22 protein-coding genes and 1 riboswitch are annotated in these 23675 nt (G+C 30.5%); of the genes, 12 read left to right on the forward strand and 10 right to left on the reverse strand.

The genetic code is table 11. The features are described 5' to 3' along the window. Positions 1-236 precede the first annotated feature (236 nt). Positions 237-701, forward strand: a complete 465-nt coding sequence (locus HYG85_RS15925; protein WP_212690469.1) for an RNA polymerase sigma factor — start codon at positions 237-239, stop codon at positions 699-701. Then, on the forward strand, positions 694-1878 hold the full coding sequence (locus tag HYG85_RS15930; RefSeq protein ID WP_212690470.1) for a hypothetical protein: 1185 nt from the start codon (positions 694-696) through the stop codon (positions 1876-1878). Before HYG85_RS15925 ends, HYG85_RS15930 begins: the two co-directional genes overlap by 8 nt. Positions 1879-2007: 129 nt before the next feature. On the opposite strand, the gene HYG85_RS15935 is transcribed toward HYG85_RS15930, so the two are convergent. Continuing rightward, positions 2008-3273, reverse strand: a complete 1266-nt coding sequence (locus HYG85_RS15935) for a Gfo/Idh/MocA family protein (protein WP_212690471.1) — start codon at positions 3271-3273, stop codon at positions 2008-2010. 221 nt (positions 3274-3494) lie between these two features. Continuing rightward, on the reverse strand, positions 3495-4331 hold the full coding sequence (locus HYG85_RS15940) for an AraC family transcriptional regulator (RefSeq protein WP_212690472.1): 837 nt from the start codon (positions 4329-4331) through the stop codon (positions 3495-3497). 427 nt (positions 4332-4758) lie between these two features. Between HYG85_RS15940 and HYG85_RS15945 the strand changes: the two genes are divergently transcribed. From HYG85_RS15945 to HYG85_RS15965, 5 genes are all read left to right on the forward strand, one after another. Continuing rightward, positions 4759-6084 carry an ABC transporter substrate-binding protein gene (locus HYG85_RS15945; protein ID WP_212690473.1) on the forward strand — a complete coding sequence of 442 codons (1326 nt, stop codon included), beginning with the start codon at positions 4759-4761 and terminating at the stop codon, positions 6082-6084. Positions 6085-6159: 75 nt separating this feature from the next. Continuing rightward, on the forward strand, positions 6160-7044 hold the full coding sequence (locus HYG85_RS15950) for a carbohydrate ABC transporter permease (protein ID WP_244971210.1): 885 nt from the start codon (positions 6160-6162) through the stop codon (positions 7042-7044). A 2-nt stretch (positions 7045-7046) separates the two neighbouring features. After that, on the forward strand, positions 7047-7865 hold the full coding sequence (locus HYG85_RS15955) for a carbohydrate ABC transporter permease (RefSeq protein ID WP_113673895.1): 819 nt from the start codon (positions 7047-7049) through the stop codon (positions 7863-7865). 29 nt (positions 7866-7894) lie between these two features. Then, positions 7895-9235, forward strand: a complete 1341-nt coding sequence (locus HYG85_RS15960; protein WP_212690475.1) for a GH1 family beta-glucosidase — start codon at positions 7895-7897, stop codon at positions 9233-9235. Positions 9236-9238: 3 nt separating this feature from the next. Next, entirely contained in the window at positions 9239-10231 is a 993-nt protein-coding gene (locus HYG85_RS15965; RefSeq protein WP_212690476.1) for a LacI family DNA-binding transcriptional regulator, read from the forward strand. 83 nt (positions 10232-10314) lie between these two features. Here the strand turns inward: HYG85_RS15965 and lysA are convergent, their stop codons facing one another. The 7 genes from lysA to HYG85_RS16000 all read right to left on the reverse strand — a co-directional run bounded on the left by lysA (position 10315) and on the right by HYG85_RS16000 (position 17331). Next, entirely contained in the window at positions 10315-11568 is a 1254-nt protein-coding gene (gene lysA, locus HYG85_RS15970; protein WP_212690477.1) for a diaminopimelate decarboxylase, read from the reverse strand. 53 nt (positions 11569-11621) lie between these two features. Continuing rightward, positions 11622-12305: a TrmB family transcriptional regulator gene (locus tag HYG85_RS15975; protein ID WP_212690478.1), complete on the reverse strand. Its 684-nt coding sequence runs from the start codon at positions 12303-12305 to the stop codon at positions 11622-11624. Positions 12306-12471: 166 nt separating this feature from the next. Next, on the reverse strand, positions 12472-13257 hold the full coding sequence (locus HYG85_RS15980) for a carbohydrate-binding protein (protein ID WP_212690479.1): 786 nt from the start codon (positions 13255-13257) through the stop codon (positions 12472-12474). Between the two features lie 38 nt (positions 13258-13295). Next, positions 13296-14051 (reverse strand): carbohydrate-binding protein, encoded by a 756-nt coding sequence (locus HYG85_RS15985; protein WP_212690480.1) that lies wholly within the window; start codon positions 14049-14051, stop codon positions 13296-13298. Between the two features lie 492 nt (positions 14052-14543). Then, a complete protein-coding gene (locus HYG85_RS15990) occupies positions 14544-15350 on the reverse strand; it encodes a carbohydrate-binding protein (RefSeq protein ID WP_212690481.1) in 807 nt (268 codons plus the stop codon). A 119-nt stretch (positions 15351-15469) separates the two neighbouring features. Further along, positions 15470-16288: a carbohydrate-binding protein gene (locus tag HYG85_RS15995; protein ID WP_212690482.1), complete on the reverse strand. Its 819-nt coding sequence runs from the start codon at positions 16286-16288 to the stop codon at positions 15470-15472. A 257-nt stretch (positions 16289-16545) separates the two neighbouring features. After that, complete coding sequence (locus tag HYG85_RS16000) at positions 16546-17331, reverse strand: carbohydrate-binding protein (RefSeq protein ID WP_212690483.1); 786 nt, start codon at positions 17329-17331, stop codon at positions 16546-16548. Between the two features lie 248 nt (positions 17332-17579). Here HYG85_RS16000 and HYG85_RS16005 point away from each other — a divergent pair, with 248 nt between their 5' ends. The 5 genes from HYG85_RS16005 to HYG85_RS16025 all read left to right on the forward strand — a co-directional run bounded on the left by HYG85_RS16005 (position 17580) and on the right by HYG85_RS16025 (position 23401). Beyond that, positions 17580-18905, forward strand: a complete 1326-nt coding sequence (locus tag HYG85_RS16005) for a replication-associated recombination protein A (protein ID WP_212690484.1) — start codon at positions 17580-17582, stop codon at positions 18903-18905. A gap of 424 nt (positions 18906-19329) precedes the next feature. Continuing rightward, a riboswitch (cobalamin riboswitch) is annotated at positions 19330-19502 on the forward strand. Positions 19503-19655: 153 nt separating this feature from the next. Continuing rightward, the gene (locus HYG85_RS16010; protein ID WP_212690485.1) at positions 19656-20720 is read left to right on the forward strand and encodes an ABC transporter substrate-binding protein; all 1065 of its coding nucleotides are present in this window, start codon (positions 19656-19658) and stop codon (positions 20718-20720) included. Positions 20721-20832: 112 nt separating this feature from the next. Then, positions 20833-21870 carry a FecCD family ABC transporter permease gene (locus HYG85_RS16015; protein WP_212690486.1) on the forward strand — a complete coding sequence of 346 codons (1038 nt, stop codon included), beginning with the start codon at positions 20833-20835 and terminating at the stop codon, positions 21868-21870. Positions 21871-21902: 32 nt separating this feature from the next. Further along, positions 21903-22679: an ABC transporter ATP-binding protein gene (locus tag HYG85_RS16020; protein ID WP_212690487.1), complete on the forward strand. Its 777-nt coding sequence runs from the start codon at positions 21903-21905 to the stop codon at positions 22677-22679. A gap of 134 nt (positions 22680-22813) precedes the next feature. Then, the gene (locus tag HYG85_RS16025; RefSeq protein ID WP_113673909.1) at positions 22814-23401 is read left to right on the forward strand and encodes a hypothetical protein; all 588 of its coding nucleotides are present in this window, start codon (positions 22814-22816) and stop codon (positions 23399-23401) included. Between the two features lie 77 nt (positions 23402-23478). Here the strand turns inward: HYG85_RS16025 and HYG85_RS16030 are convergent, their stop codons facing one another. Further along, positions 23479-23667, reverse strand: coding sequence for a hypothetical protein (locus HYG85_RS16030; RefSeq protein WP_212690488.1), 189 nt, complete (start codon positions 23665-23667; stop codon positions 23479-23481). Between the last annotated feature and the right edge of the window lie 8 nt (positions 23668-23675).

The following is a 23675-nucleotide window of genomic DNA, read 5'->3' on the forward strand; positions in this document are numbered from 1 at the left end:
ATATATATAACGTAAATAGATAAAAAAGTGTCCAATAATTATTAAATAAAATACATTTATTATTATATACCATATTGTCATGAATGGTATAATGAAATAACATATATTATTAATGATGAAAATAAAATTATAAAAATATTTATTTTATTAGGACACTTCCAAGGAGTTATTCGTTGTATAGATGTAAGAGGTGCTAGCACACAATTAACATAGATTTACTCAGGAGTTGAAATTATATGATTTATAATGTATATGAACAATATCATAAGGAATTCATTAGATATGCAAAGAGCCTTGTCAAAAGAAAAGAAGACGCTTTTGATATTGTCCAAGATGCTTATGTTAAAGCACTTGAACGAGAAGAAATGTTTGATAACATGAATGATTATGAGATAAAAGGCTGGTTTTTCAGGGTTATCAAAAATACTTTCATAGATAATTTCAGGAAAAACAAGAAAATAGTTTTTTGTGAAGATGAGAGTATTATAACTAGGGAGATAAATATGGAAACAGATATATACTTTAATGATATGATTGATATATTACCTGAGTATCTAAAAGAATTGATCAAGTTGAAATATATTGATGGTCTTAATAGCAGACAAATAGGTGAATTACAGAAGGTATCACCTTCTACAGTACGTAATAGATTGAGTTTAGCTATTAACAAATTAAGAGATGGAGGTTATGTAAATGGGTAAAGTCGTAAATATTTGTTTATTAGATGCAAGAAAGGCAACTGAGAAGTCACTTAGTAACATTACAGAATTAGAGAATATAGGAAGTCTTATTTATAGTGATACAACAGCTTCACTAATTAGTAGCATAAAAAAAATTAACATAGGCAGTATGGTTAAGATTGATGAGAATGAGAGTATAGACTATATGACAGAAAATGGTAAAGCTGTTATTGATGAGGCTCTATTAGAAGAAGTTGATAATAAACTTTTTGTTCTAGTAAATGGTGTTTGTGAGATTAAAGAAATGCCTAAAGAACTTTTCAAGGAAAAAATACATTCTATGACAGTTAATGGTTTGGTTATTTGTCCAGAATCATTAAAATCCGTTGTAAGCATCAAATCCAAGATTAATGGATTGACTATAGCTCTAAAAGAAGGTTATCGTTTTATAGATGATACAGTTCTACTTAATGAAACATTTATAGTAAAACAAGTTAATGCTAAGTTGACAATAGAAAAACTAGTAGCAATAGATAAGATAGATGAAGATAGTTTCAATGAAAGTATTGAGCATATTCAGATTCTTGATGAATTGGTTATAACTAAAGGAAATCTAAGAATATTAAGAAAAACTATTGATAATCTTGAAGAAGTAGAGCTTACTATTGTACCAGATAATAGTGTATTCAAAGAAGGTACAGTTGAAATTAATTCAGCTACTATAAAATTCTATGATGGAGAATCTTTAGTGGTGGATGGCAAACTAGTAATCAAAGATGTTGCACCAGAAGAATTAAGGAAACATATTACATCCATTTACTCAGATAAAGTTTTCTGTGATGAAGAATTATCCCAGACAGTTAAAGAATTATGTAATAATAGCAATGTGAGGATAATGAACAATAATGATATACACAATAATGGAAAACTGGTCATTGACAAAAATTATCTACTAGGATTAGAAGGTAAAGTAGCCATAGATAATAATGGGAAACTAGTAATTGACGAATCAGTAACTTTGGAAACAGCAAAAGATAAGATTAAAAGTATTACCAATAAAGGATTATTAAAAGCTGATACATCAGTTTTAAGTGGTATACCTATCATCAACCATGGAAAATTGAGCCCTATAAATAATACAGATAAAAAACAAGAAAATAATATCATATATGAGAATATGCTAGTTCTTGAATTATAGATTAATGACTATAGATTAATAATGCCAACCAATTAATACTTTATATAAAAGCTGTAAATCCATATATTAGATGGACTTACAGCTTTTTAAATGTATCTAGGTTCAACATAATAATAATGTCTTTTGAAATTATGATTTTAGGACTTGTTGAGTGAATTCATCTATTGTGATGACTTTGTCAGTAAGTCTTGATTCTTCTGCTGCAAAAGCCATCACATGACTTTGGACAGATATACTTGCTTCAGTTTTACCTTTTAATTTTCCATCGGCTTCTACAAGTTTTACGAAATCTTCCATTATACCTAGGTCTCCGCCACCGTGACCACCTGCATCTTTTTCTATATTGATGGTTTCTATTTCTTCAGAAGGGAAGTGTCTGATTTCAATTTTATCATAATCAAAATCACCTGTTATTTCACCATGAGTACCCATTATTTTTATATGACGTCCACCATCTTTACAAAATGCAGTCATAGTCAAGTGAGCAGTTACATTATTATCAAATATCATATTAACTACTTGATGGTCTACTACATCATTATCACATTTGAATACGCATCGTCCGTAAGGACCCTCTTCTAAAGCTTTCTTACGAGCTTCATAGCTAGTATCTGCACTTATGACTGATGTAGGCCATTCTACATTGTCGCCAAGGTATATCTTTACTGCATTGTAAGGGCATGTATCCCCTGCTGGACATCCTTCTATACAACGGTCAGGTGAACCTTCAGGTGCACTTTTCTCTTTGAAATAATCAAGAGAACCGAAAGAGGATATTTTTTTGCAATTATTACCTACCAGCCATAATAGAATATCCATATCATGACAACATTTTTGAAGAATCATAGGGCTTTCTCGTTTTGAATTACCCCAATTACCTCTAACAAAACTATGGGACTGGTGAATACGTCCAACATATTCATTATGATTGATAGTTACAATATCACCAATGACTTTTGAATCAAGTAATTCCTTAAGCTTGGAGAAAAATTTTGTGAAGCGTAGAACATGGCATACAGAGAAAACTTTATGAGAATATTTCTTAGCAAGCTCTCCTAATAGGACACATTCTTTTACATTGTTTGATAATGGTTTTTCCAGTAAGATATGATAATCTTTTTCAAGGGCTAATTTTGCAGGTTCATAGTGAATGTTATCTAGTGTACAGATCAATGCTGCATCAGCTAACTTAGGTTTTGCAAGAAGATCTTCCCATGTAGTAAAAGCCATTTCCATTGGTATATCATGTGCTTTGATGAATTGTTCACGTTTCTTATCATCAGGTTCTGCTACTGCAACGAATTTTATTTCTTCTGGATGTTTCAATGCATATGAAGCAAGAGCGTCTTTTCCCCTGTCACCTGCTCCAATAAGTATTGCTGTTACTGGTTTCATTAATAATCCTCTCCTTTTCAACTTTATAATGACTAAACATATGGATAGTTGCTAAGTATCTAGCAATAATTTATCAGTTCTTATTTTGTATTATAATCTTTAGTTTCTTATGAGTCTTTATTAATTCAGTCATGAATTTTATCAATTTGGACTTAGAAAATATATCTAGAGAATATTGGTTAATAAAAAAAGATACCCTCTTGGATATCTTATATATAATACTAGAAATGAACTAATGATTTAGCGTATTCAGTTGGTGTCATACCTACACAATCCTTGAATTGTTTGGAAAAATAGTGGATGGAAGTATAATTCATCTGTTCCGCTATTTCAGTAAAGGTCAATGAGGATTCTCTTATAAGCTGTTTAGCATTCTCAATCCTTAATGTACGATAATATTTCATAATGGAAACAGAGTAGTTCTTTTTAAATAATTCCTTTAGATATGTAGCACTTAAACTCATATGTGAAACGATATCTTTTAGACAAATATTATCATTTACTTTTTCTTTTAGGAAATCTTCTATAGTTACAGCTATATCTTTTTCCATCCTTTTTTTCGTTACAATGGATTCTTTTAATTTCTGGACATTTTGATTACGTATGCAGTGAATGAAAAATTGCTCCATATATAGTTTCAATAACTGATTAGAGCCAAATGGAGAATCAGCTTTCAATTGTTGATCTTGCAGACATCTTCTAGCTTCTCTAATAAAATTTTGCAATATACTTTTTTGTTCAACATCCAGCTTGATGATTTTATTCTCAAAAAACTTCATAGCTTCTGAATGACAACCAAAGGAGAAAACAATAACATTAGGAGCTATTTCACCATTAGCCCATAGAGAGTGGAATTCATTAGGTTTATGAAAGATCATTTGACCATTGTTAAGAACATAATGTCTTGTATCTGCCATAACTTCCAGTACGCCTTTATCTACATAAACAGCTTCCCAAAAATCATGTCTCTCTCCTCGAAAAACATAGTTTTTAGCAAATTCAAAGTAAAAAAAGGTATATAATTTATCGATTTTAATACTTTCTTCTAGTAAGAGCATAATGAAACCTCCTTTTCAAGATATATTTATAAATCATAAAAGTTTTCTTAGTATGATATCAATACTTAGAAAACATTACTTTTTTATAAAATGTACTATAAATAATATATCACATAATACATGAGAAAATAAATATTTTTATGTGTGAAAAAAAGGAAAAAATGTGTATTGAAGTAGAGGTTTTGTGACATTAGCACATGTAGTCAATATTTTTTTATCATAAATCAATCATAATAAATAAAAAAACATTTGACAAAAATTCAAATGCCTATTATAATGAAATCAGGTATTAAATATGTACCAAAAAACTTGTAATCGATTACAAAAATGCAAGACATAAATTTTTTTCAAGTTTTATATTTTTATCTAATCTTGTAATCGATTACAAAGACATAATAATAAAAACATCAATTAGGAGGGTTTTGAAATGAAAAAATTTCTAATAGTATTATCAATTGTAACTCTTTTGGTTTCATCATTAGCAGGATGTGGCAATACTGATAATAAGAAAGAAGAACAAAGCAATTCAGATAATGAATCAAATGGGCAAGTTGAAACTAATGATAACCAGGACGAAGAAATTACACTATCTTTTTGGTATAAAGATGTAGGAGTAAAAGAAGAAATCTATAAAGAGGCAGTTGCACGTTTTGAAAATAAATACCCTAATGTAACAGTTAAAACTTTTCAAGCAAGAAGTTCTGCTTATAAGCAGAAGCTACCAATAGCTTTATCTGGAAATGATGCACCTGATGTTTTCTTTACTTGGGGCGGAGGATGGCTTAAAAGATTTGCCGATGAAGGTCACGTGTTGGAAATTACTGATAAACTTGACACAAGTCGTTTCAAAGATTTAGCCATGGTAAATTGTGTTAATGATGACAAAGTTTTTGGAGCACCATTAGGTATTGATATTGGAGTTGTATTCTATAACAAAGAGATTTTTGAAAAACATAATCTACAAGTACCTAAAACTTATGAAGAGTTGAAAAGTGTTATGAGTACTTTGAGAGAAAACGAAGTTATTCCTTTTGTACTTGCTAATCAGCCTAAGTGGCCAGGTTCTTTCTGGTACATGTATCTAGTAGATCGTTTAGGTGGAGAAGAAGCTTTTGATAAAGCTTTCAAACGTGATGGAGGTAGTTTCAATAGCCAACCATTTGTTGAAGCAGGTGAATATATTCAGGACTTAGTTGATGCAAAAGCTTTTAATGATGGATATAATGGATTACCATATGATGCAGGTACAGCTAGACAATTACTCTATACTGATAGAGCGGCTATGATGTTGCTTTCTAATACATTCATTAATTTAGTTAGAAAAGAAGCACCAGATTATGAAGAAAAAGTAGGAATGTTTCCATTCCCAACTATGCCAAATGGAAAAGGTGACGAGAATAACCTAGTAGGTATTGCTGCACCAGTTTGGTCAATATCTTCAGGTTGTGAGCATCCTGATTTAGCATTAGAACTAATAAACGAATTAACAAGTGTAGAAACTGCTACAGAGTATTCTAATAGAACAGGATCACAGACAGCTATCAAAGACATAAAAACAGAAGACCCTGTTGTTCAACAATTAATGGATATGTTGAATAATGCTAATAATCTACAAATGGTATATGACCAGACATTAGTACCAGAATTGGCACAAAAACATTTGGAAACAACACAAGAGGTATTTGGTTTTATGAAGACTCCTCAAGAAGCAGCAGATGAAGTTGAGGAATTAGCAAAGAAATTATTAGATTAGAAATTAAAATTTGAAAGTGTATATAATAAAATGGTCGGGGTCAATCCTCGACCAAAAAGTTTGAAAGGAGACTATATGAAAAAATTCAAGAATAGCAAAATAACTCTTTTTATTGTTTTTTTGTTACCAACATGTTTAGTTTTTTCTACGTTTATTTTATATCCCATATTTTCTACATTCATTAATAGTTTCTTTGACTGGTCAGGATTGAGTGCTAATAAAACATTTATTGGATTAACTAATTATATAAATCTATTTCAAGATTCTTCATTTAAAGCAACTCTTGTGAATAACTTATATGTAATTATAACTTCAGTACTATTTCAAATTCCTTTAGGATTAGTACTAGCATTGGTGATTGTTAAAAATAATGTAAGAAACAAATTATTGAGTATCATTTATTTCTTGCCATATTTATTGTCAACAATGGCTGTAGGTTTAGTATGGACATTGTTCTATGACCCATATTTCGGAGTAGTGAACAATGCATTAAAATGGATTGGAGTCGAGAATTGGCAGATTACTTGGCTTGCTGACCCTAAGACAGCACTTATTGCAGTACTTATCGTTGTCGTATGGTTTTATGCACCTTTCTATATGGTCATTTTAAGAGCTGCATTAGTAGGGGTACCAAAATCTCTTTATGAAGCGGCAGATATTGATGGTGCTTCCAAGACTCAGCAATTCTTTAAGATAACATTACCTACAATAAAGCCTACATTGGTTACTTCATCCATTCTATCAATTGTAGGGTCATTAAAATCCTTTGATATTTTCTATATCATGACAAATGGTGGACCTGGTACGTCAACAGAACTTGTTGGTACTTATATGTATAAACAAGCATTTGTAAATTATAAAATGGGTTATGCAAGTTCAATAGCATTTGTAATGTTTTTAATTACTTTGTTGGTAAGTGTATTTGTTAAAACATTTAATAGAAGAAGGGGGCAAGCGTAGGTATGAAAACTATTAATAAATTATTAAATAATAGTATAGCATTCTTGCTAGCAATAGTTATGGGCTATCCTCTTTTGTATGTAGTTAGTACTTCATTGAAGCCACTGAATGATTATTTTACAGAACCTGTAAAACTTTTTAGTGCACTTAGTTTAGAAAATTATAAGTACGTTATTGATATGGGGTTTCATGTTTTCTTTAAAAACAGCTTATTGATTACTTTTTTCAGTGTAATAGTCACTGTATTATTAGCAACTATGGCTAGCTATGCATTAGTCAAGTTGGACTTTAAGTTCAATAAGATTTTGAGCCTTTTGTTTATAGCGGGTATGATGATACCAGTTCATGCAACATTAATCCCTATTTTTAACCTAGAAAAGAATATTTATATATATAATAGATTAATTGGAGTGGCTTTACCTTTGATTGCTTTTTCTTTACCTATTTCAATATTTATTGTTAGTCAATTCATGAGAGATATACCTAATGAATTAGTAGAAGCAGCCAAGATGGATGGAGCCAGTGAATATCAAACATTCTGGGGAATCTTTTTTCCACTTTTGAAACCTGCAATATCTACTATCGTAATTTATACTGGAGTTAAGATCTGGAATGAATTCATCTTTTCATTAGTATTATTGAATGATGTAGAGAAATACACCATTCCTTTAGGATTGCAACAGTTCTATGGAGAATTCTCTGTTAATGTACCAGCTTTGTTAGCAGCAATTTTTACTGCTACTATTCCAGTTATTTCAATTTTCCTTATTTTACAAGATAAATTTGTTAAGAGTCTGACTGGGGGAGCAGTGAAAGGTTAGAAACATTGAAAAAGTAGAGGTGATATAAAATGATAAGTGAAATGACAGATGATTTTAAGTGGGGAATATCAACGTCTGCTTACCAAATAGAAGGAGGATACCAAGAAGATGGTAAAGGTCAGTCTATTTGGGACGTTTTTACAGAAAACAAAGATAACATTGTTGATGGAAGTGACGGAAAAGTCGCGTGTAATCATTATGAATTATACAAGGATGATATTGACCTGATTGCAAATCTAGGTATCAAATATTATAGATTCAGTATTGCGTGGACAAGAATATTCCCTAACAATTCCTATGAGATAAATGAAAAGGGTATAGAGTTCTATATTGATTTAATTAAGTATATGATTCAAAAAGGAATTGAACCTTTGGTATGTCTACATCATTGGGATTTACCTTATTATCTGTATGAGCAAGGTGGATGGTTGAATAGAGAATGTGTAGAGGCATTTGAAAAATATGCTGAAACAGTATTTATTCGTTTGGGTAAATATGTTAAACACTGGACTACATTCAATCAACCTTATTCTATTGCATATGGTGGTTATGTTACTGGGAAAAGGGCACCTGGAAAACAAGATATACCATCTGCATTTAAAGTAATACATAATGTTTTGCTTGCACATGGTAAAGCTGTAGGTAAGTTCAGAGAATTGAATATTGAGGGTAAAATAGGTATAATATTAAATTTGATGCCTGTACATTGTCTAAGTGAAGAAGATGAAGATGTTAGACAATTGGAAGATGAATTCAGAAATAAATGGTTCTTGGATGCAGTATTCATGGGTACTTATCCAAAAATGTCCAGGACCTTTCTTGAAAAAGAATATAATATGGATTTCAATGAATTGATGCAAGCAGAGGATATGAAGGTTATATCTGAGAGATTGGATTTTATCGGTGTAAATTATTATACTAGAAAGATTGTTAGATATAATGAAGAGTGTTTATTTAATGTTGAATATATAGATGGAAGTAATGATTCAACAGATGATTTTCGTGAGATATACCCTAATGGATTAAAAGAAGCTCTAGGATTCATAAGAAAATACGATCCCCAATTGGATATATATATAACTGAAAATGGTGCTGATTATAGAGGCGATAAAGTTGAAGATATATTGAATGATGAAAAAAGAATAGAATTCTTGGACTGTCATTTTAATACGATCAAGGAATTAATTCATGATGGATTTCCTATTAAAGGGTACTATCTGTGGACACTATTTGATAATTTTGAATGGGAAAATGGATATGTTGGAAAATATGGTATAGTCTATGTGAATAGAGATACTCAAGAGAGAATTGTGAAAAATAGTGGAAAATGGTATACTGGATATATAAATGAAAATAAAAGGTTTTGGTGATTTATGGAAAAGAAAAATGTCAAAGAAATTGCAAAACTCGCTGGTGTATCCACAGCAACAATATCAAGAGTAATAAACAATAACCCAAATGTTAAGGAGTCTACTAGACAACATGTCCTAGAGATTGTTAACAAATATGGCTTTAAACCAGATAGATTAGCTAAGAATCTGAGAACTAAAAAGAGCTATACTTTACTAGTATTGATTCCAACTGTGGAGAATCCATATTTTGCTGAGATTATACGTGGAATTAATGAAAAGGTATACAATACTAAGTACGAGGTTATTATTGGAACTGTGGAGCATAAACGTAATTCAATGGAGATTTTCTTGGATTTGCTTAAGACCAATCAAATAGATGGTGCCATATTCGTTTCATCAAGTATTGATAAATCACAATTGATAAACATAAAAGATAAGAAAAATATCGTGCTTTGTAATGAATATATTGAAGGAATGGATATTTCCTATGTCTGCATAAATAATCTATTAGCTTCATATGAAGCTACAAAGAAACTTATAGAATCAGGATGTAAGAATCTATGTTATCTTGCAGGACGTAAGAAATCAATTTCCAGTGAAAAGAGGAAATTGGGTTTTCAGAAGTGCTTAGATGAATATGATATTACAAGTTCAGCCGAACATGTGATATATGGTCCCAACTCTATAGAATCAGGGTATGAATCTATGAAGAAGATCCATGACAGCAATATAAAATTTGATGGTATACTTGTTAATTCAGATTTAAAGGCTGCAGGGGTAATACAATATCTAAAACAGAAAGATTTTAAAATTGGAGAAGACGTAAAATTAATTTGTTTTGATGGTACTTTTGTTTCAGAGATTATAACACCTAAGATTACAACTATTAATCAACCAGGTTACATTATCGGACAGAAAAGTTTGGAACTGTTAGTGAATCAACTTGAAGATTCAGAGTGTGATTTTCAATCAATAATCGTGGAACATGAAATTAAAAAGGGCGAAACTTTATAAATATAGATATAACAACGAGAAGGAATCAAAAAAAGCTGTAACTCATATCATATGGAGTTTACAGCTTTTATTATTATAATATTTTATTCAAAGTTTCTCACTAGATCTTCAAAAGTATCTCTGCGACGGATTAGCTTTGCATTACCCTCTGAAGTTATAAGTACCTCAGCAGGACGAAGTCTATTGTTGTAGTTGGATGCCATGCAATATCCATAAGCTCCTGCATCTAAAACATTAATTATATCGCCTTCAAAAATCTCAGGTAGTTCACGTTGTTTAGCTATGATATCTCCACTTTCGCAGATATTACCCACAATGTTTACTGTTTCTGATTTTGTTGATGGGACATTGGATTCTCTGAATATCTCTATGTCGTGGTGAGAATCATACATAACTGGTCTTTTAAGTACATTGAATCCTAAGTCTGTCCCTACATACTTCATTCCATAATTATTTTTGATAGAATAAACTGTACCCAATAGATTACCACATTCAGCAGCAATATAACGTCCAGGTTCTACTTTGAAAGTTATTTGTTTGCCATACTTATCAGCAAAATCAAAGAATACTTTGTCTAACTTTTTACCTAAGTCTTGTAGATCTAATCTCTTTTGACCAGCTAGTTTTTGGTAAGGGATACCGAATCCACCACCCAAATCTACAAATTCAAGATTATCAAATTTTTCAGCTATGTCCAAAACAGATTTAACACCCTCGACATATTTGTCACCTTCCATGAATAATGAACCGATATGCTGATTAATACCTACTAGGTTAAGTTTATATTTGGATATAATCTCTTTTACTTCTGGGATGAAATTAGGGTCTACACCGAACTTGGTTTTCTTTCCACCTGTAATAACTTTTTCATGATGTCCTGCACCGACACCAGAATTGAATCTTATACATACTCTTCCGCCTTCATTTATTTGACCGTATGATTCTAGTTGTGAAACTGAATCGACACTTACTAGAATATCCCTATCTATTGCAAATTGCATTTCTTCTTTTGATACATTATTACTAATGTACAATATCTGTTCTGGCTTGAATCCAGCTTTTAATTCAACAAAGATTTCCCCTGGGGACATTGCGTCAGCGTTAAGACCTTCTTCACGAGCAATTTGTAATAAAGTTAGATTGCCATTAGCTTTTACAGAATAATTTACAGAGAAATTAGGATATGTTATAAGATTTTTCAGCTCTCTACATCTTTCTCTCATTACATTTTCATTATACACATATAGTGGACTACCATATTCTTTTATTAATTCCACTGGGGTAGTATTACCAAAAAAATTAGTTTCATCTGATACTTTGTTATATGTTGTTAGCATACCTGTTGCTCCTTTCTAAGAAATATATTGTAATAATCTAGTTTAATTATTTTTTAATCAGATATATTGTTTTTTATATCTATTAAATGAATTTCATTAATTATTGCTTCTCTAATAAGTCGCACTAAAGTAGTATTACGAGAGTAGAGTGCTTGATTCAATGTTCCTGTAATGACTTCTTCAGTATCTATAATAAGCTTAAAAGATTCATAGTTAAATGATTTATAAAATTTGTTATGATTGAACTTTGGAACTTCTGGTGATAGGATCACTATTTTCTTATCATTATTATAAGCTTCTATTATCTCATCTGAAAATATATCCAGAATTTTTTTATCAGCACAAAAATATAATCTGAACTTAGACTGAGTAATCATATTTTTTATTTTATTAATTATATTTTTAGTGTCTACAATAGTAATATATGGATTATTAGTAACTAGGTTGAATTCTAAGTTATCTCTAATAACTTGTATATTTTCATCAAAATCTCTTGTAGCATTCATAATCAGTTCGTCTTTAGAGATAGCAATGTATTTTGCAGAAGTACCTTCTATTATATGAGCACTACCTTTGTCAACTAGACTTGATAGTGCAGCGTAGGCATTAGAACGTGATATACCAGATATTTTTGCTGCTTCGTAGCCAGATAATTCTCCATGCTTACACAAGGTAATGTATATAATTGATTCCTGCTGAGTAAAGCCAATGCTTTTTAATGCATCAATCAAATTCATATCTTTCACCTCATTAGTATTCCTTTATAGAACTACTATAAAGCATGTATCTATAATTGTCAAGAAAAAAACTAAGGGCTTTGCTTCTAAACAAAACTCTTAGTTAAATGTATAATATATAAATTCATATTAATATTGGAAATGGGTATTAATTACGTTAGTAATTCTATTTTGGGAAACTATAATTTGAACCAAAATTATTATCCCAATAAGTTACACCATTAACAGTATAGCTTATTGCAAACTCACAATCATTATCCCACTGATAGTTGTTTCCACCAGTATAAAATGACCATAATTCTGTATTATTATCGTAAGAACGAGTATAGCTAGCATCAACTTCACTATAAGTTTTCCAATTATCTAGAGTGTATCGTACTTTTACGTTTTTGTCATAGCCTAGATTTTTTAAGTAAATGGAACCACTTAAGAAATTATCATTACGGTTACATTCATTTAATAAAACAACACTTTTTGATAAAGTGCAAGGTGCATTATAGATCATTGTAGTTTCTTGAAGTAGATAATTATCTCCATTGTTATTATCCCAATATGTATTACCATTAACCTCATATTTTAGAGCAAATCTACAATTATGGTAGGTATGATGTTGAGGGGCATAAATTTTATGAGGTGTTGAAAAGCTCCATACTTCAGAGCCGTCTTTTAATGTTTTGAGATAAGATGCAGATTGGTCTAACCAGTTGGAACCGTCATAAGTATAATGTACTGTAATATTTTTATCAGCACTTAAGTTTTTGACATTGATATATCCAGTTGCATAATAATCTAATTGGCTGCCACATTGACCAACAGTTGTTGTTACCAATTTTGCTGAATACAGTTGTATATTAGGAGTTGTCTGTGCTGAGATACTTAATCCACTGACATTGAGCATTAATACAAAACAAATTACAAAAGTTACTAAATTTCTAAAACATTTCTTTTTCATTAGAATTCCTCCTTGAGTTTATAGATTAACAGTTATTTTTATTCATAGAATCCTGTAAGGCTGTAGTTGTCACCAAAATTGTTATCCCAATAAGTTTGACCATTAACAGTATAGCTTATAGCATATTCTCCTTCTTCATAGTAATAACATGGTATGAAGAATTCCCATGATTCTATATTGTTGCCAACATCTTTTCTGTAAGTGGCATCCACAGATTTTTGTGTTTTCCAACCGTCTTTTGTATAGAAGACTTTTACATCTTTAGCATAATCCAGATCTTTCAAGAACATGAATCCTTGTACTCCATAACGATAATTATGTCTACCAGTATCTAACATAACTATGCTTTTTGATAATGCATAAGGAGTATTGCTATCTGAGTAACTATATTCAACATAATAGTTTTCTCCATTGTTATTGTCCCAATATGTATTACCATCAACTTCATATTTTATTGCAAATGTACAATTATTAGATTTATCCTTTGGTATATTTATATCAAAAGACCAAACTTCATCTTCTGGTGATAGATTCTTTAAATATTCAGCTTTTTGCTCAAGCCAAGTAGTGCCATCATATGTATAATGTAAAGTAACGTTTTTATCATAGTTCAAGTTTTTAACATGTATATAACCTTTTGCAGTATAATCACTGTTAAATCCTTTTTGCATTATCTTAGCAGAATACAGCTCTACATTAGGCGTCTGTGCTAAAATACTAAAGCTATTTACACTAAGGGTCAAAATAAAACAAATCATTAAAGTTACTGAGTTTCTAAAATACTTTCTTTTCATTTAAATTCCTCCTTTATTTTTTATAAAATACATTATATTACGATAATTTATATATGTCAAACAATAAACTGAATATTTATTTTGTTTAAAATATTGTTAGAATATAACGAAATATTAATTTATATATAAGATATATTGTATACAATATCAAATAATAGTATAAGATAAGTAGTTTTTGGAAATAAAATTGTAAGATATTATAAATAACCAATAAAAATAAATTAAATTATTAGTTAATTTAAAAATATAAGTGAATAAAAATTCATAAGAAGGTATAATAAATTGTTTTGAAAGGTGATTAAGGAAATAACTAAGGGACAGCCTCCTAATATATTTCACTGTGATACTTACTAGAGTCGATATTTTGGTTTATCGGTAAACTAGACAGTGAAAAAATATATTAGGAGACTGCCCCTTAATGCATATTTTAGATATTAAGATTTATTAGCATAAACGAACTTATTACTTGTGAGTACTAGCTAATGATAATCATTAGGGAAGATTAGGGTCCTGTGTAGGTGAGAAACTGTAATTATCACCAAAATTATTATCCCAATAAGTTACACCATTTACTGTATAACTCACAGCATATTCTCCACCACAACTCCAAGGAATAGTACTTCCGTCATTGATTGTATTGAATAACCATAATTCTACATTATTACCTAGATTACAATTATATGAAGCATCAACATCATGATAAGTTTGCCAATTGTCTGTAGTATAACGCACTTTTACTACCTTATCATAAGCCAGGTTTTTCATAAAAATAGAACCATAGATAGAATTATAAGAACGACCTGTTTTATCTAACATAACAACACTCTTGGATAGTGCATATGGTGAGTTAAAACTTGTGCTGCTGCATTGAAGAAAATAATCATTTCCGTTATTATTATCCCAATAGGTGTTACCATTAACTTCGTATTTTATGGCAAATCTACAATTGTATGTGTATTGATGAGCTGGTGTGTATGATTCATGTGGTGTAGTGAAAGACCATACCTCTGATCCATCTGATAATGTCTTATAGTAGGATGCAGATTGATCATACCAATTATAGCCATCATATGTATAGTGTATTGTAACATTTTTGTTGATATTCAAGTTTTTAACATATATGTATCCACTTGCGTAGTAACCTGTCATGCGACCAGTATCAGCATAGGTCGTTTCCATTTTTGCAGAATAAAGTTCTACATTTGGAGTTTGAGCTAGAATACTAGAACCGTTGATATTGAGAATTAACATAAAACAAAAAATAAAAGCTACTAGATTTCTAAATAATTTTTTCTTCATTAATAAATCCTCCTATTTTTTAAAAATATATAATTTCTCTTTCAGATTAATATATGTATCAACATAAGAAGTTATTAAATAATGTTAAAAATAATTATGAACAATAATATTCCATCATATTAGTTAGAAGAATCTGGTGATGGTGAAAAACTATAATTATCGCCAAAGTTATTATCCCAATAAGTTACACCATCAACAGTATAACCGATAGCATATTCTCCACTAGAATTAACAGGGAAAGGACTATTATCATGCATAGTATCAAATGACCATAATTCTATATCATTATCATATTTCCAGTTATAATGAGCGTTAAGATCATGATAAGTCGCCCAATTATCTGTAGTATAACGTACTATAACTTTCTTGTCGTAAGCTAAATTTTTTAAGAAAATGAAGCCCCATAAAGAATGTGGAGTAGATATATCCTTGTCTAACATAACAACACTTTTGGATAATACAAAAGGAGCATCGTAAATCATAGTAGTATCTTGAAGAAAATAATTGTCTCCATTATTATTATCCCAGTATGTATTACCATCAACCTCATATTTTACAGCAAATTTACAATTATATTCAACTTGATGTGTTGGTGTATAAGATTGTTCAGGTGTTTTGAAAGTCCATACTTCAGATCCGTCCTCTAATGTTTTTTGATAAGAAGCAGGCTGATCCAACCAGTTGGTATCGTCATATGTATAGTGTATTGTCACATTTTTGTTAGCGCCTAAATCCTTGATATAGATTTTACCAGTTGAATAATAACCTACCATGTTACCGATATTACCGTATGTTGGTAATATTTTTGCGGAATACAGTTGTACATTTGTTGTCTCAGCTAATGTTGTTTGAGCTGAAATACTAAAACAACTAATGTTAAGTGCTAAAACAAAACAAATCATAAAAGTTACTAAATTTCTAAAATACTTTCTTTTCATAATAATTCCTCCTTTATATTTTTTTGTAAAATATATTATAATAGTATTATAAATCCATGTCAAATAATGTATAGAATATTATTTAATAATAAAATATTATAATATTAAAGAAAAGTAGTGAATAAATTATATGTCAATAACTTGATAATTTATTCACTACTAGTATTCCTATACATATAAATCAATGAAATGAGTATACAATTCATTTGATTTTAATAAATAATAATGTTATACAATATAAAAATAGTACATTAGATTTAATTGATATTATATAATCTATAATTTAGTTCGAAATTATTGTCCCAATAGGTAACACCATTAACAGCGTAACCAATACAGAATTCAAAATCTCCTTCTACATCAATTATAGTTGTCCAATTTTCAATGCCATTAGCATTTGTATTTTTATAAGAAGCTAAACTCTCTTTATAACTTTGCCAGTTATCATTAGAATATCGTACTTTTACGGTTTTATCATAGCCTAGATTCTTTAAACATATGTTTAATGAATGTTTATTTCCACTAAGACACCAAATATTATCTAATGTTAAAACACTTTTAGATAATACGATAGGTGAATAATATGAATCTTTACCTCTTTCAATAAAATAATCATTCCCATTATTATTATCCCAATATGTATTACCGCCTACTTCATATTTTACAGCAAACTTGCAGTTGCATTTAGTATATCTGCAACCCATAAAACGTTGGTTAGGTGTTCTGTATCTCCAGACTTCTGAGCCATCGGATAAGGTTTTAACATATACTGCTGGTTGATCATACCAATCATTACCGTTATAAGTATAGTGTACTGAAACATTTTTACTTACCCCTAAATCCTTGATATAAATGATTCCAGTTGAATAATAGACATTACCAATCATCATATCACCGCTAACGGAACCTGTCTCTAATTTTGCTGAGTACAACTGTACATTATCATTGGTCGTTTGAGCTGAAATACTAAGGCTTCCAACATTAAATGCCAAAATAAAACAAATCATACAAGTTAATAAGTTTCTAAAATACTTTCTTTTCATATTAATTCCTCCTATTATTCTTTGATATATGATAGTATACGCCAATATTTTTAAATGTCAATAAACAATTTGAATATTTAATTAATTTATAAAATTAAAATTAATGGTTAAGATAATAAACAAAATAGTTAGTGTTTAAAACTTAGTCCTGTATGTTATAATGAATAAATAGATATCGTAATAAATTGATTCTAATAGAAGATAGTATAATAAAATTATGATTAGTATAGATGACAGAGGAGATAGATATGGATTTATTTGATATGATGAGAGAGAAAACTCTAGAAACTGAATCCCCATTAGCGGCTAGACTACGACCAACGTCTATAGAAGAAGTAGTTGGGCAAGAGCATATAATAGGAAAAGGTAAATTATTATATAGAGCGATAAAAGCAGACAAACTAGGGTCACTTATTTTTTATGGACCACCTGGAACAGGGAAAACCACCCTTGCAAAAGTTATAGCAAACACCACAAAAGCTGAATTCGTTCAATTGAACGCAACTATATCTGGAAAGAAAGACATTGAAAAAGTAGTAAATGAAGCTAAGAACAGACTTGGTATGACGCTGGGAAGCACTATCCTGTTCATTGATGAGATTCATAGATTCAATAAAGCACAGCAGGACGCCCTTCTGCCATATGTTGAAGATGGTACCGTAACACTTATCGGTGCTACTACAGAGAATCCTTATTTTGAGGTAAACAGTGCGCTAGTATCCAGGTCTAGAGTCTTTGAACTAAAGCCTTTGGAAAACAAAGATATTCGAAAGCTCATAATGAGAGCCATTGAGGATAAAGAAAAAGGATTAGGCACTTTTAATGCCAAGATCAATGAAGAAGCCATAGAGTTCTTGTCCGATAGAGCCAATGGAGATGCAAGAGCCGCTCTTAATGCCATTGAACTAGGGGTTCTTACCACTGAACCAGATGAAGATGGAATAATCAACATAGATATAGATGTAGCATCTGAATGTATACAAAAAAGAGTTATCAATTATGATAAAAACGGAGATAATCATTATGATACCATATCAGCTTTCATAAAAAGTATGAGAGGTTCAGATCCAAATGCAGCAGTCTATTATCTTGCTAGAATGATTTATGCAGGAGAAGATCCCAAATTCATAGCGCGAAGAATCGTTATATGTGCTGCCGAGGATGTAGGAAATGCTGATCCTATGGCGATACAAGTTGCAATGGCTGCCGCTGATGCAGTTAATTTCATAGGTATGCCTGAAGGTAGGATAATATTATCCCAGGCAGCTACTTATGTTGCATGCGCCCCAAAAAGCAATGCTGCCTACGTAGCTATTGATAAAGCATTGGAAGATGTGAAAAGAATTCAGATTACCACAATACCATCTTATCTCAAAGACAGCCATTATAGTGGTGCAAAAAAACTAGGTCACGGAACAGGATATAAATATGCCCATGACTATGAAAATCACTACGTAGAACAACAATATTTACCAGATGAACTTGTTGATGAGATATATTATAACCCTACCGAACAAGGGTATGAAAAGAAAATTGTAGAGCATTTCAACAATATAAAGGGGAAGGTTAAATAGTTTTAGTACATTTTTAAAAAAAACATTTATAGCCGTTAGTTATGTTAATTAGAAAAAAAGTGTTTTGTGATTATATTGTAGATGCTAGGAAGCAAAATAGTATATGTATATGTGGAGTTGTGAGGCAGGACGCCGAACCCAGCTTTAATCTGACAGCCCTACTGGACTGTCAGGAATAATAATGGACTCGATGTCCATTATTATTCGTTGAGCTCAGGACGAGCAAGTAGCTGGCGTAACATATACATATACTATTTTGCAATAACCAAGTCAGAACAAAACACTATTTCTGACTTACTTGCAATATAATCTAATCTAGATAAAAAATGGAAAACTTAAATAACTAGTTTTATCTTGACATATTTATATTAAAGTATATAATAAAACTATCTTTGGATATATTTATATATAACATAAGATACTAAAATTTAATAGATGAAAAGGTACTCGTTGAGTTAAAAGGGAAAGTGGTTAAATGCCACTGCAGCCCCCGCTACTGTAAATGGTATGAAATCTAAAATGTCATTGGGAAACTGAGAAGACTAGAGAGTAAGTTAAGCCATAAGCCAGGAGACCTGCCTTTTTATAAGTTTTAAGCTTTCGGTGGGAGAGTGTAGATTCACATATTTATTTGTAATCTGACTGTGCCTTAGCACAGTTTTTTGTTGCTTATAAATGGAAAATGCTACATGAGTATACCGAGTGTCAATCACTTTTCTTATTAAAGAAGATATTATGGAGGTTTAAAGGATGAAAAAATTATTAAAGCTGTTACTGACAACTATGTTAATTTCAGTACTCGTTTTTAGTTTAGCTGCTTGTGGCGGCAAGAAGACACCAAAGGATGATACATACAATCAAGAGAATCAAGTAGAAAAAGATGATACATCAAAGACTGATGAAGACAAAGATACTAATGAAGATAAGGATACTAATGATAAGAAAGATGAAACCACTAGTAATGAAGAGGAAAAAGATACTAGTAGCGAATCAGATATATATCCATTAACAATAACAGATAAGTATGGTAAGGAAATAACAATTGAAAAAGAACCAAAAACTGTAGTTTCAATTTCACCAGAATTTACAGAAACAATATTTGCTCTAGGAGCAGGAGACAAAATAATTGGTAGAACAGATTTTTGTGACTATCCAAGTGAAGTAGCGAATATAGAATCAATTGGTGGTTTACAAGAATTTAATATTGAGAAAATAGTAGACCTTAATCCTGATATTGTAGTTACATCTGCTCATGTAAAAGATGATGCTGTAGCTAAGTTACAAGAACAAGGTATCACTGTTTTATCACTTTCTTGGAATGAAAGCTTTGAAGGAATATACGGTTATATAAGTACACTTGGTGAAGTTATTAATAAAAAACAAGAAGCAAATGAATTAGTAACTAGTATGAAAGATAAAGTAGGAGAAATCCAAAAAGCAATAGAAGGAAAAGAAAAACCAACAACATATTTTGTAGTAGGATATGGAGAAGGTGGAGATTTTACAGCTACTGGAGATACCTTCTTAAGTGAAGCCATGGCTTTGGCTGGAGCTGACAATATAGCGAAAGATGCTACAGGTTGGGCATATAGTATTGAGCAGATAGTTGATAAAGACCCTGAGATTGTCATATGTTCAGATAAGTATGATTCTAAAACTACGTTAGAATCATTAGAAGGATATAAGGATTTAACTGCTGTCAAAGAAGGAAAATTATACGAAATTGATGAAAATCTATTCTTTAGACAAGGACCTAGAATAGTTGATGGATTGACTAATTTAGTTAAGATAATTCATCCAGATGCTATTAAATAATGTAAATAGATTAGAATTATAGTATACTTTAAGTAAGTCTATGTTAAATATAAGCATAGACTTACTGTGTTATAAATAGAAATGACATACTAAAGTAAAGCAGGTTAAGACTATGAAGATATTTAGAAAAAGTAATATTATAATAAGTTTATTAGTACTTATAGCAGTAATTATTATTGCATGTGGATTTGGTTCTGTCAGAATAGATTTTGTTGACAGCAGCAAAATATTATTAAGTAAAATTCCATTAATAAATGATTTGATTTCCCTTGATGGTATTAAGGAATCACATATAAAAATAATAGCTGACTTAAGGTTGCCTAGAATAATACTTGCATTATTTACTGGAGGAGCATTAGCTGTAGTTGGATGTTCTTTTCAAGGAGTTTTCAAGAATCCTATGGCAGACCCTTTTGTACTAGGTATCTCCTCAGGTGCTGCACTAGGTGCAACAATTGGACTTATATTCAATTTTAATAAAACTATTTTTGGTTTTACTGGAGTGAGTATGTTCGCATTTATTGGTGCCATGCTTACAGTTCTACTAGTACTGAGAATATCAGCGATTGGCAAAAAACTTCCTACTACAACATTATTGCTGGCAGGTATATCACTTAATTACTTATTATCAGCCCTTATGTCTTTGATGATGTTATTGAACAGGGATAAATTAGAAAGAGTATATCTATGGACCTTAGGAAGCTTCAGTACATCAAGCTGGAAAGAAGTAGCCATTATAGCACCTTGTGTAATTATATGTTCTATTATCTTGATGGTGTTTTCAAAAGAGTTGAATCTTATGTTATTAGGGGATGAAACTGCTGGGAGTCTAGGAATTGATGTAAACAGAACTAAGAAGATAATATTGGGGATATCATCAATAATGGTGGCTGTTGTTGTTTCGGCTAGTGGAATCATAGGATTTGTTGGACTTATCATACCTCATATAATAAGAATGATTAATGGTCCTGACCATAAAAAACTGATACCGTTAGCAATGCTCATAGGAGCAATTTTCATGATAATATGTGATACCATTGCTAGAACCATTATATCACCAGCTGAACTATCCGTAGGTATCATTACCTCATTATTCGGAGTTCCATTTTTCTTATTTTTATTATACCAAAACAAAAAAAGAATCATCTAAATCAGTAACATATTACAGAAGGAATGAACAATATGAATAGTATAGTTAGTACAAAAAAATTAAATTTCAACTATGGGGAAAAAACTATTTTAAAAGATTTGTCTATCAACATGGAAAAAGGTCTGTTCTATAGTATTATCGGACCTAATGGTTCTGGAAAGACTACTTTGTTGAAGTTATTGGCAGGTATATTGCCCTCTAATAAAAATACAGTCTATATAAAAAATGATGATATCCATGTCATCAAACAAAAAGAAATGGCTAAAAGATTATCAGTGGTACCACAAATAACGGATATGCAGTATGAATTCTCTGTTTTTGATATTGTCATGATGGGTAGGACTCCATATACTTCCAGATTCCAGAAGAACACTGAAGAAGATATAAAAATAGTTAATGATGCAATGAAAGAAACTGGAGTCATAGAATTGAAAGATAAGAAAATCACTCAGCTTAGTGGTGGAGAATTGCAAAGAGTCATTCTTGCTAGAGCTATAGCCCAAGAAACAGATATCATGTTGTTAGATGAACCCATATCCCATTTGGATATCGGATACCAATATGAAATAAGTGAGTTGGTTCATAATCTATGCAAGAAAAAAGGAATTACGGTTATAAATATTGTTCATGACTTAAATATAGCTATGAGGTATAGCGATAAGATATTGATGTTGAAAAATGGTCAAGTGTATAGATATGGTGATCCAGAGGATGTAATAACCAAGGAAACTGTTAAAGATGTATATTCTATAGATGTGGAGTTAATAAATCATCCCATTTTAACTGATAAAAAAGTAATAATTAAGTAATATTTTAATATGTACTTGCATATATATATTTATTGTGGCAATATAGTTATATAAGATAAGCTATCAATTAATTTGTAATTGATAGAAAATTATAATTAAATTTTTATATGTATATAAGAAAGGATATATGCAAGATGTCAGATAGTAGATTTGAAAATGTTTTACGTCTAGAATACCCACTATTTGAAAAAGCACTGAATGATAATCTAACTAGAGATTACGTAGGAGAAATATTAAAACTATATGAAGATTTAAAAACAGAAGCCTGTAGATTCGAGACAAAAATCTATAAGGTATATTTAGATTTTGCTGTAGCTATTAACGCAGTCTATAAGTATCTTTTGGTGAATGAAGTAGAAAAAGATGAAGCACTTAGAATAATGTCAGAATTTTGTATAAATACAATAAATAAGTCTTTGGATAGACTGAGTTTTATACAATTAGCATTTCACTATTCTACTAACAAAGCATATCTTAAACTTATTACAATAAGTTCAATTATAACGTTGGAAAGTCTTAAGTTGGCGAATGAATTAAAAGAACATGATATGGATGAAGAATTAAGTAAAAGCATGGAAGAATGCAGTGTAGCAGATTATTTCAACTATTATGGGGTAGAAGAATTAATGGAAACAGTTGAAGTAGTTGAAAATTCATTTGATATGTTCTTAGATAAAAATGTTAATCACAATAAAGGAAAAGAAGTAGTTATTAGAATATGATAAAAACAATTCTTAAGGGGCTGTTCGTTGAATGAAACAGCCCTTTCTTAATAAAGTTCTCTTATAGGTACATGATGTCACTTGTTTTTTCTTATCCTCAATATGATTCCAATAAAAACTGATAACACACAAGTAGAAGCTATACAGAAAACTATTATTTCACCACTATTCTCTCCGTTGGTTAATGCATAATATATAGCGATACCATAGAAACCCAACAAGATGATTATTACTGCAAAAATGAGTACTCTTTTTAAATTAGTCATATGTTCAC

It is taken from the genome of Vallitalea guaymasensis, assembly GCF_018141425.1.
GTDB classification, from domain to species: Bacteria; Bacillota; Clostridia; order Lachnospirales; family Vallitaleaceae; genus Vallitalea; species Vallitalea guaymasensis.

What these genes read in the sequence shown, in the direction of transcription:
- HYG85_RS15925 (WP_212690469.1), top strand. Translation starts at nt 237, where the DNA reads ATGATTTATAATGTATATGAACAATATCATAAGGAATTCATTAGATAT.
- HYG85_RS15930 (WP_212690470.1), top strand. Translation starts at nt 694, where the DNA reads ATGGGTAAAGTCGTAAATATTTGTTTATTAGATGCAAGAAAGGCAACT.
- HYG85_RS15935 (WP_212690471.1), bottom strand. Translation starts at nt 3,273, where the DNA reads ATGAAACCAGTAACAGCAATACTTATTGGAGCAGGTGACAGGGGAAAA.
- HYG85_RS15940 (WP_212690472.1), bottom strand. Translation starts at nt 4,331, where the DNA reads ATGCTCTTACTAGAAGAAAGTATTAAAATCGATAAATTATATACCTTT.
- HYG85_RS15945 (WP_212690473.1), top strand. Translation starts at nt 4,759, where the DNA reads ATGAAAAAATTTCTAATAGTATTATCAATTGTAACTCTTTTGGTTTCA.
- HYG85_RS15950 (WP_244971210.1), top strand. Translation starts at nt 6,160, where the DNA reads ATGAAAAAATTCAAGAATAGCAAAATAACTCTTTTTATTGTTTTTTTG.
- HYG85_RS15955 (WP_113673895.1), top strand. Translation starts at nt 7,047, where the DNA reads ATGAAAACTATTAATAAATTATTAAATAATAGTATAGCATTCTTGCTA.
- HYG85_RS15960 (WP_212690475.1), top strand. Translation starts at nt 7,895, where the DNA reads ATGATAAGTGAAATGACAGATGATTTTAAGTGGGGAATATCAACGTCT.
- HYG85_RS15965 (WP_212690476.1), top strand. Translation starts at nt 9,239, where the DNA reads ATGGAAAAGAAAAATGTCAAAGAAATTGCAAAACTCGCTGGTGTATCC.
- lysA (WP_212690477.1), bottom strand. Translation starts at nt 11,568, where the DNA reads ATGCTAACAACATATAACAAAGTATCAGATGAAACTAATTTTTTTGGT.
- HYG85_RS15975 (WP_212690478.1), bottom strand. Translation starts at nt 12,305, where the DNA reads ATGAATTTGATTGATGCATTAAAAAGCATTGGCTTTACTCAGCAGGAA.
- HYG85_RS15980 (WP_212690479.1), bottom strand. Translation starts at nt 13,257, where the DNA reads ATGAAAAAGAAATGTTTTAGAAATTTAGTAACTTTTGTAATTTGTTTT.
- HYG85_RS15985 (WP_212690480.1), bottom strand. Translation starts at nt 14,051, where the DNA reads ATGAAAAGAAAGTATTTTAGAAACTCAGTAACTTTAATGATTTGTTTT.
- HYG85_RS15990 (WP_212690481.1), bottom strand. Translation starts at nt 15,350, where the DNA reads ATGAAGAAAAAATTATTTAGAAATCTAGTAGCTTTTATTTTTTGTTTT.
- HYG85_RS15995 (WP_212690482.1), bottom strand. Translation starts at nt 16,288, where the DNA reads ATGAAAAGAAAGTATTTTAGAAATTTAGTAACTTTTATGATTTGTTTT.
- HYG85_RS16000 (WP_212690483.1), bottom strand. Translation starts at nt 17,331, where the DNA reads ATGAAAAGAAAGTATTTTAGAAACTTATTAACTTGTATGATTTGTTTT.
- HYG85_RS16005 (WP_212690484.1), top strand. Translation starts at nt 17,580, where the DNA reads ATGGATTTATTTGATATGATGAGAGAGAAAACTCTAGAAACTGAATCC.
- HYG85_RS16010 (WP_212690485.1), top strand. Translation starts at nt 19,656, where the DNA reads ATGAAAAAATTATTAAAGCTGTTACTGACAACTATGTTAATTTCAGTA.
- HYG85_RS16015 (WP_212690486.1), top strand. Translation starts at nt 20,833, where the DNA reads ATGAAGATATTTAGAAAAAGTAATATTATAATAAGTTTATTAGTACTT.
- HYG85_RS16020 (WP_212690487.1), top strand. Translation starts at nt 21,903, where the DNA reads ATGAATAGTATAGTTAGTACAAAAAAATTAAATTTCAACTATGGGGAA.
- HYG85_RS16025 (WP_113673909.1), top strand. Translation starts at nt 22,814, where the DNA reads ATGTCAGATAGTAGATTTGAAAATGTTTTACGTCTAGAATACCCACTA.
- HYG85_RS16030 (WP_212690488.1), bottom strand. Translation starts at nt 23,667, where the DNA reads ATGACTAATTTAAAAAGAGTACTCATTTTTGCAGTAATAATCATCTTG.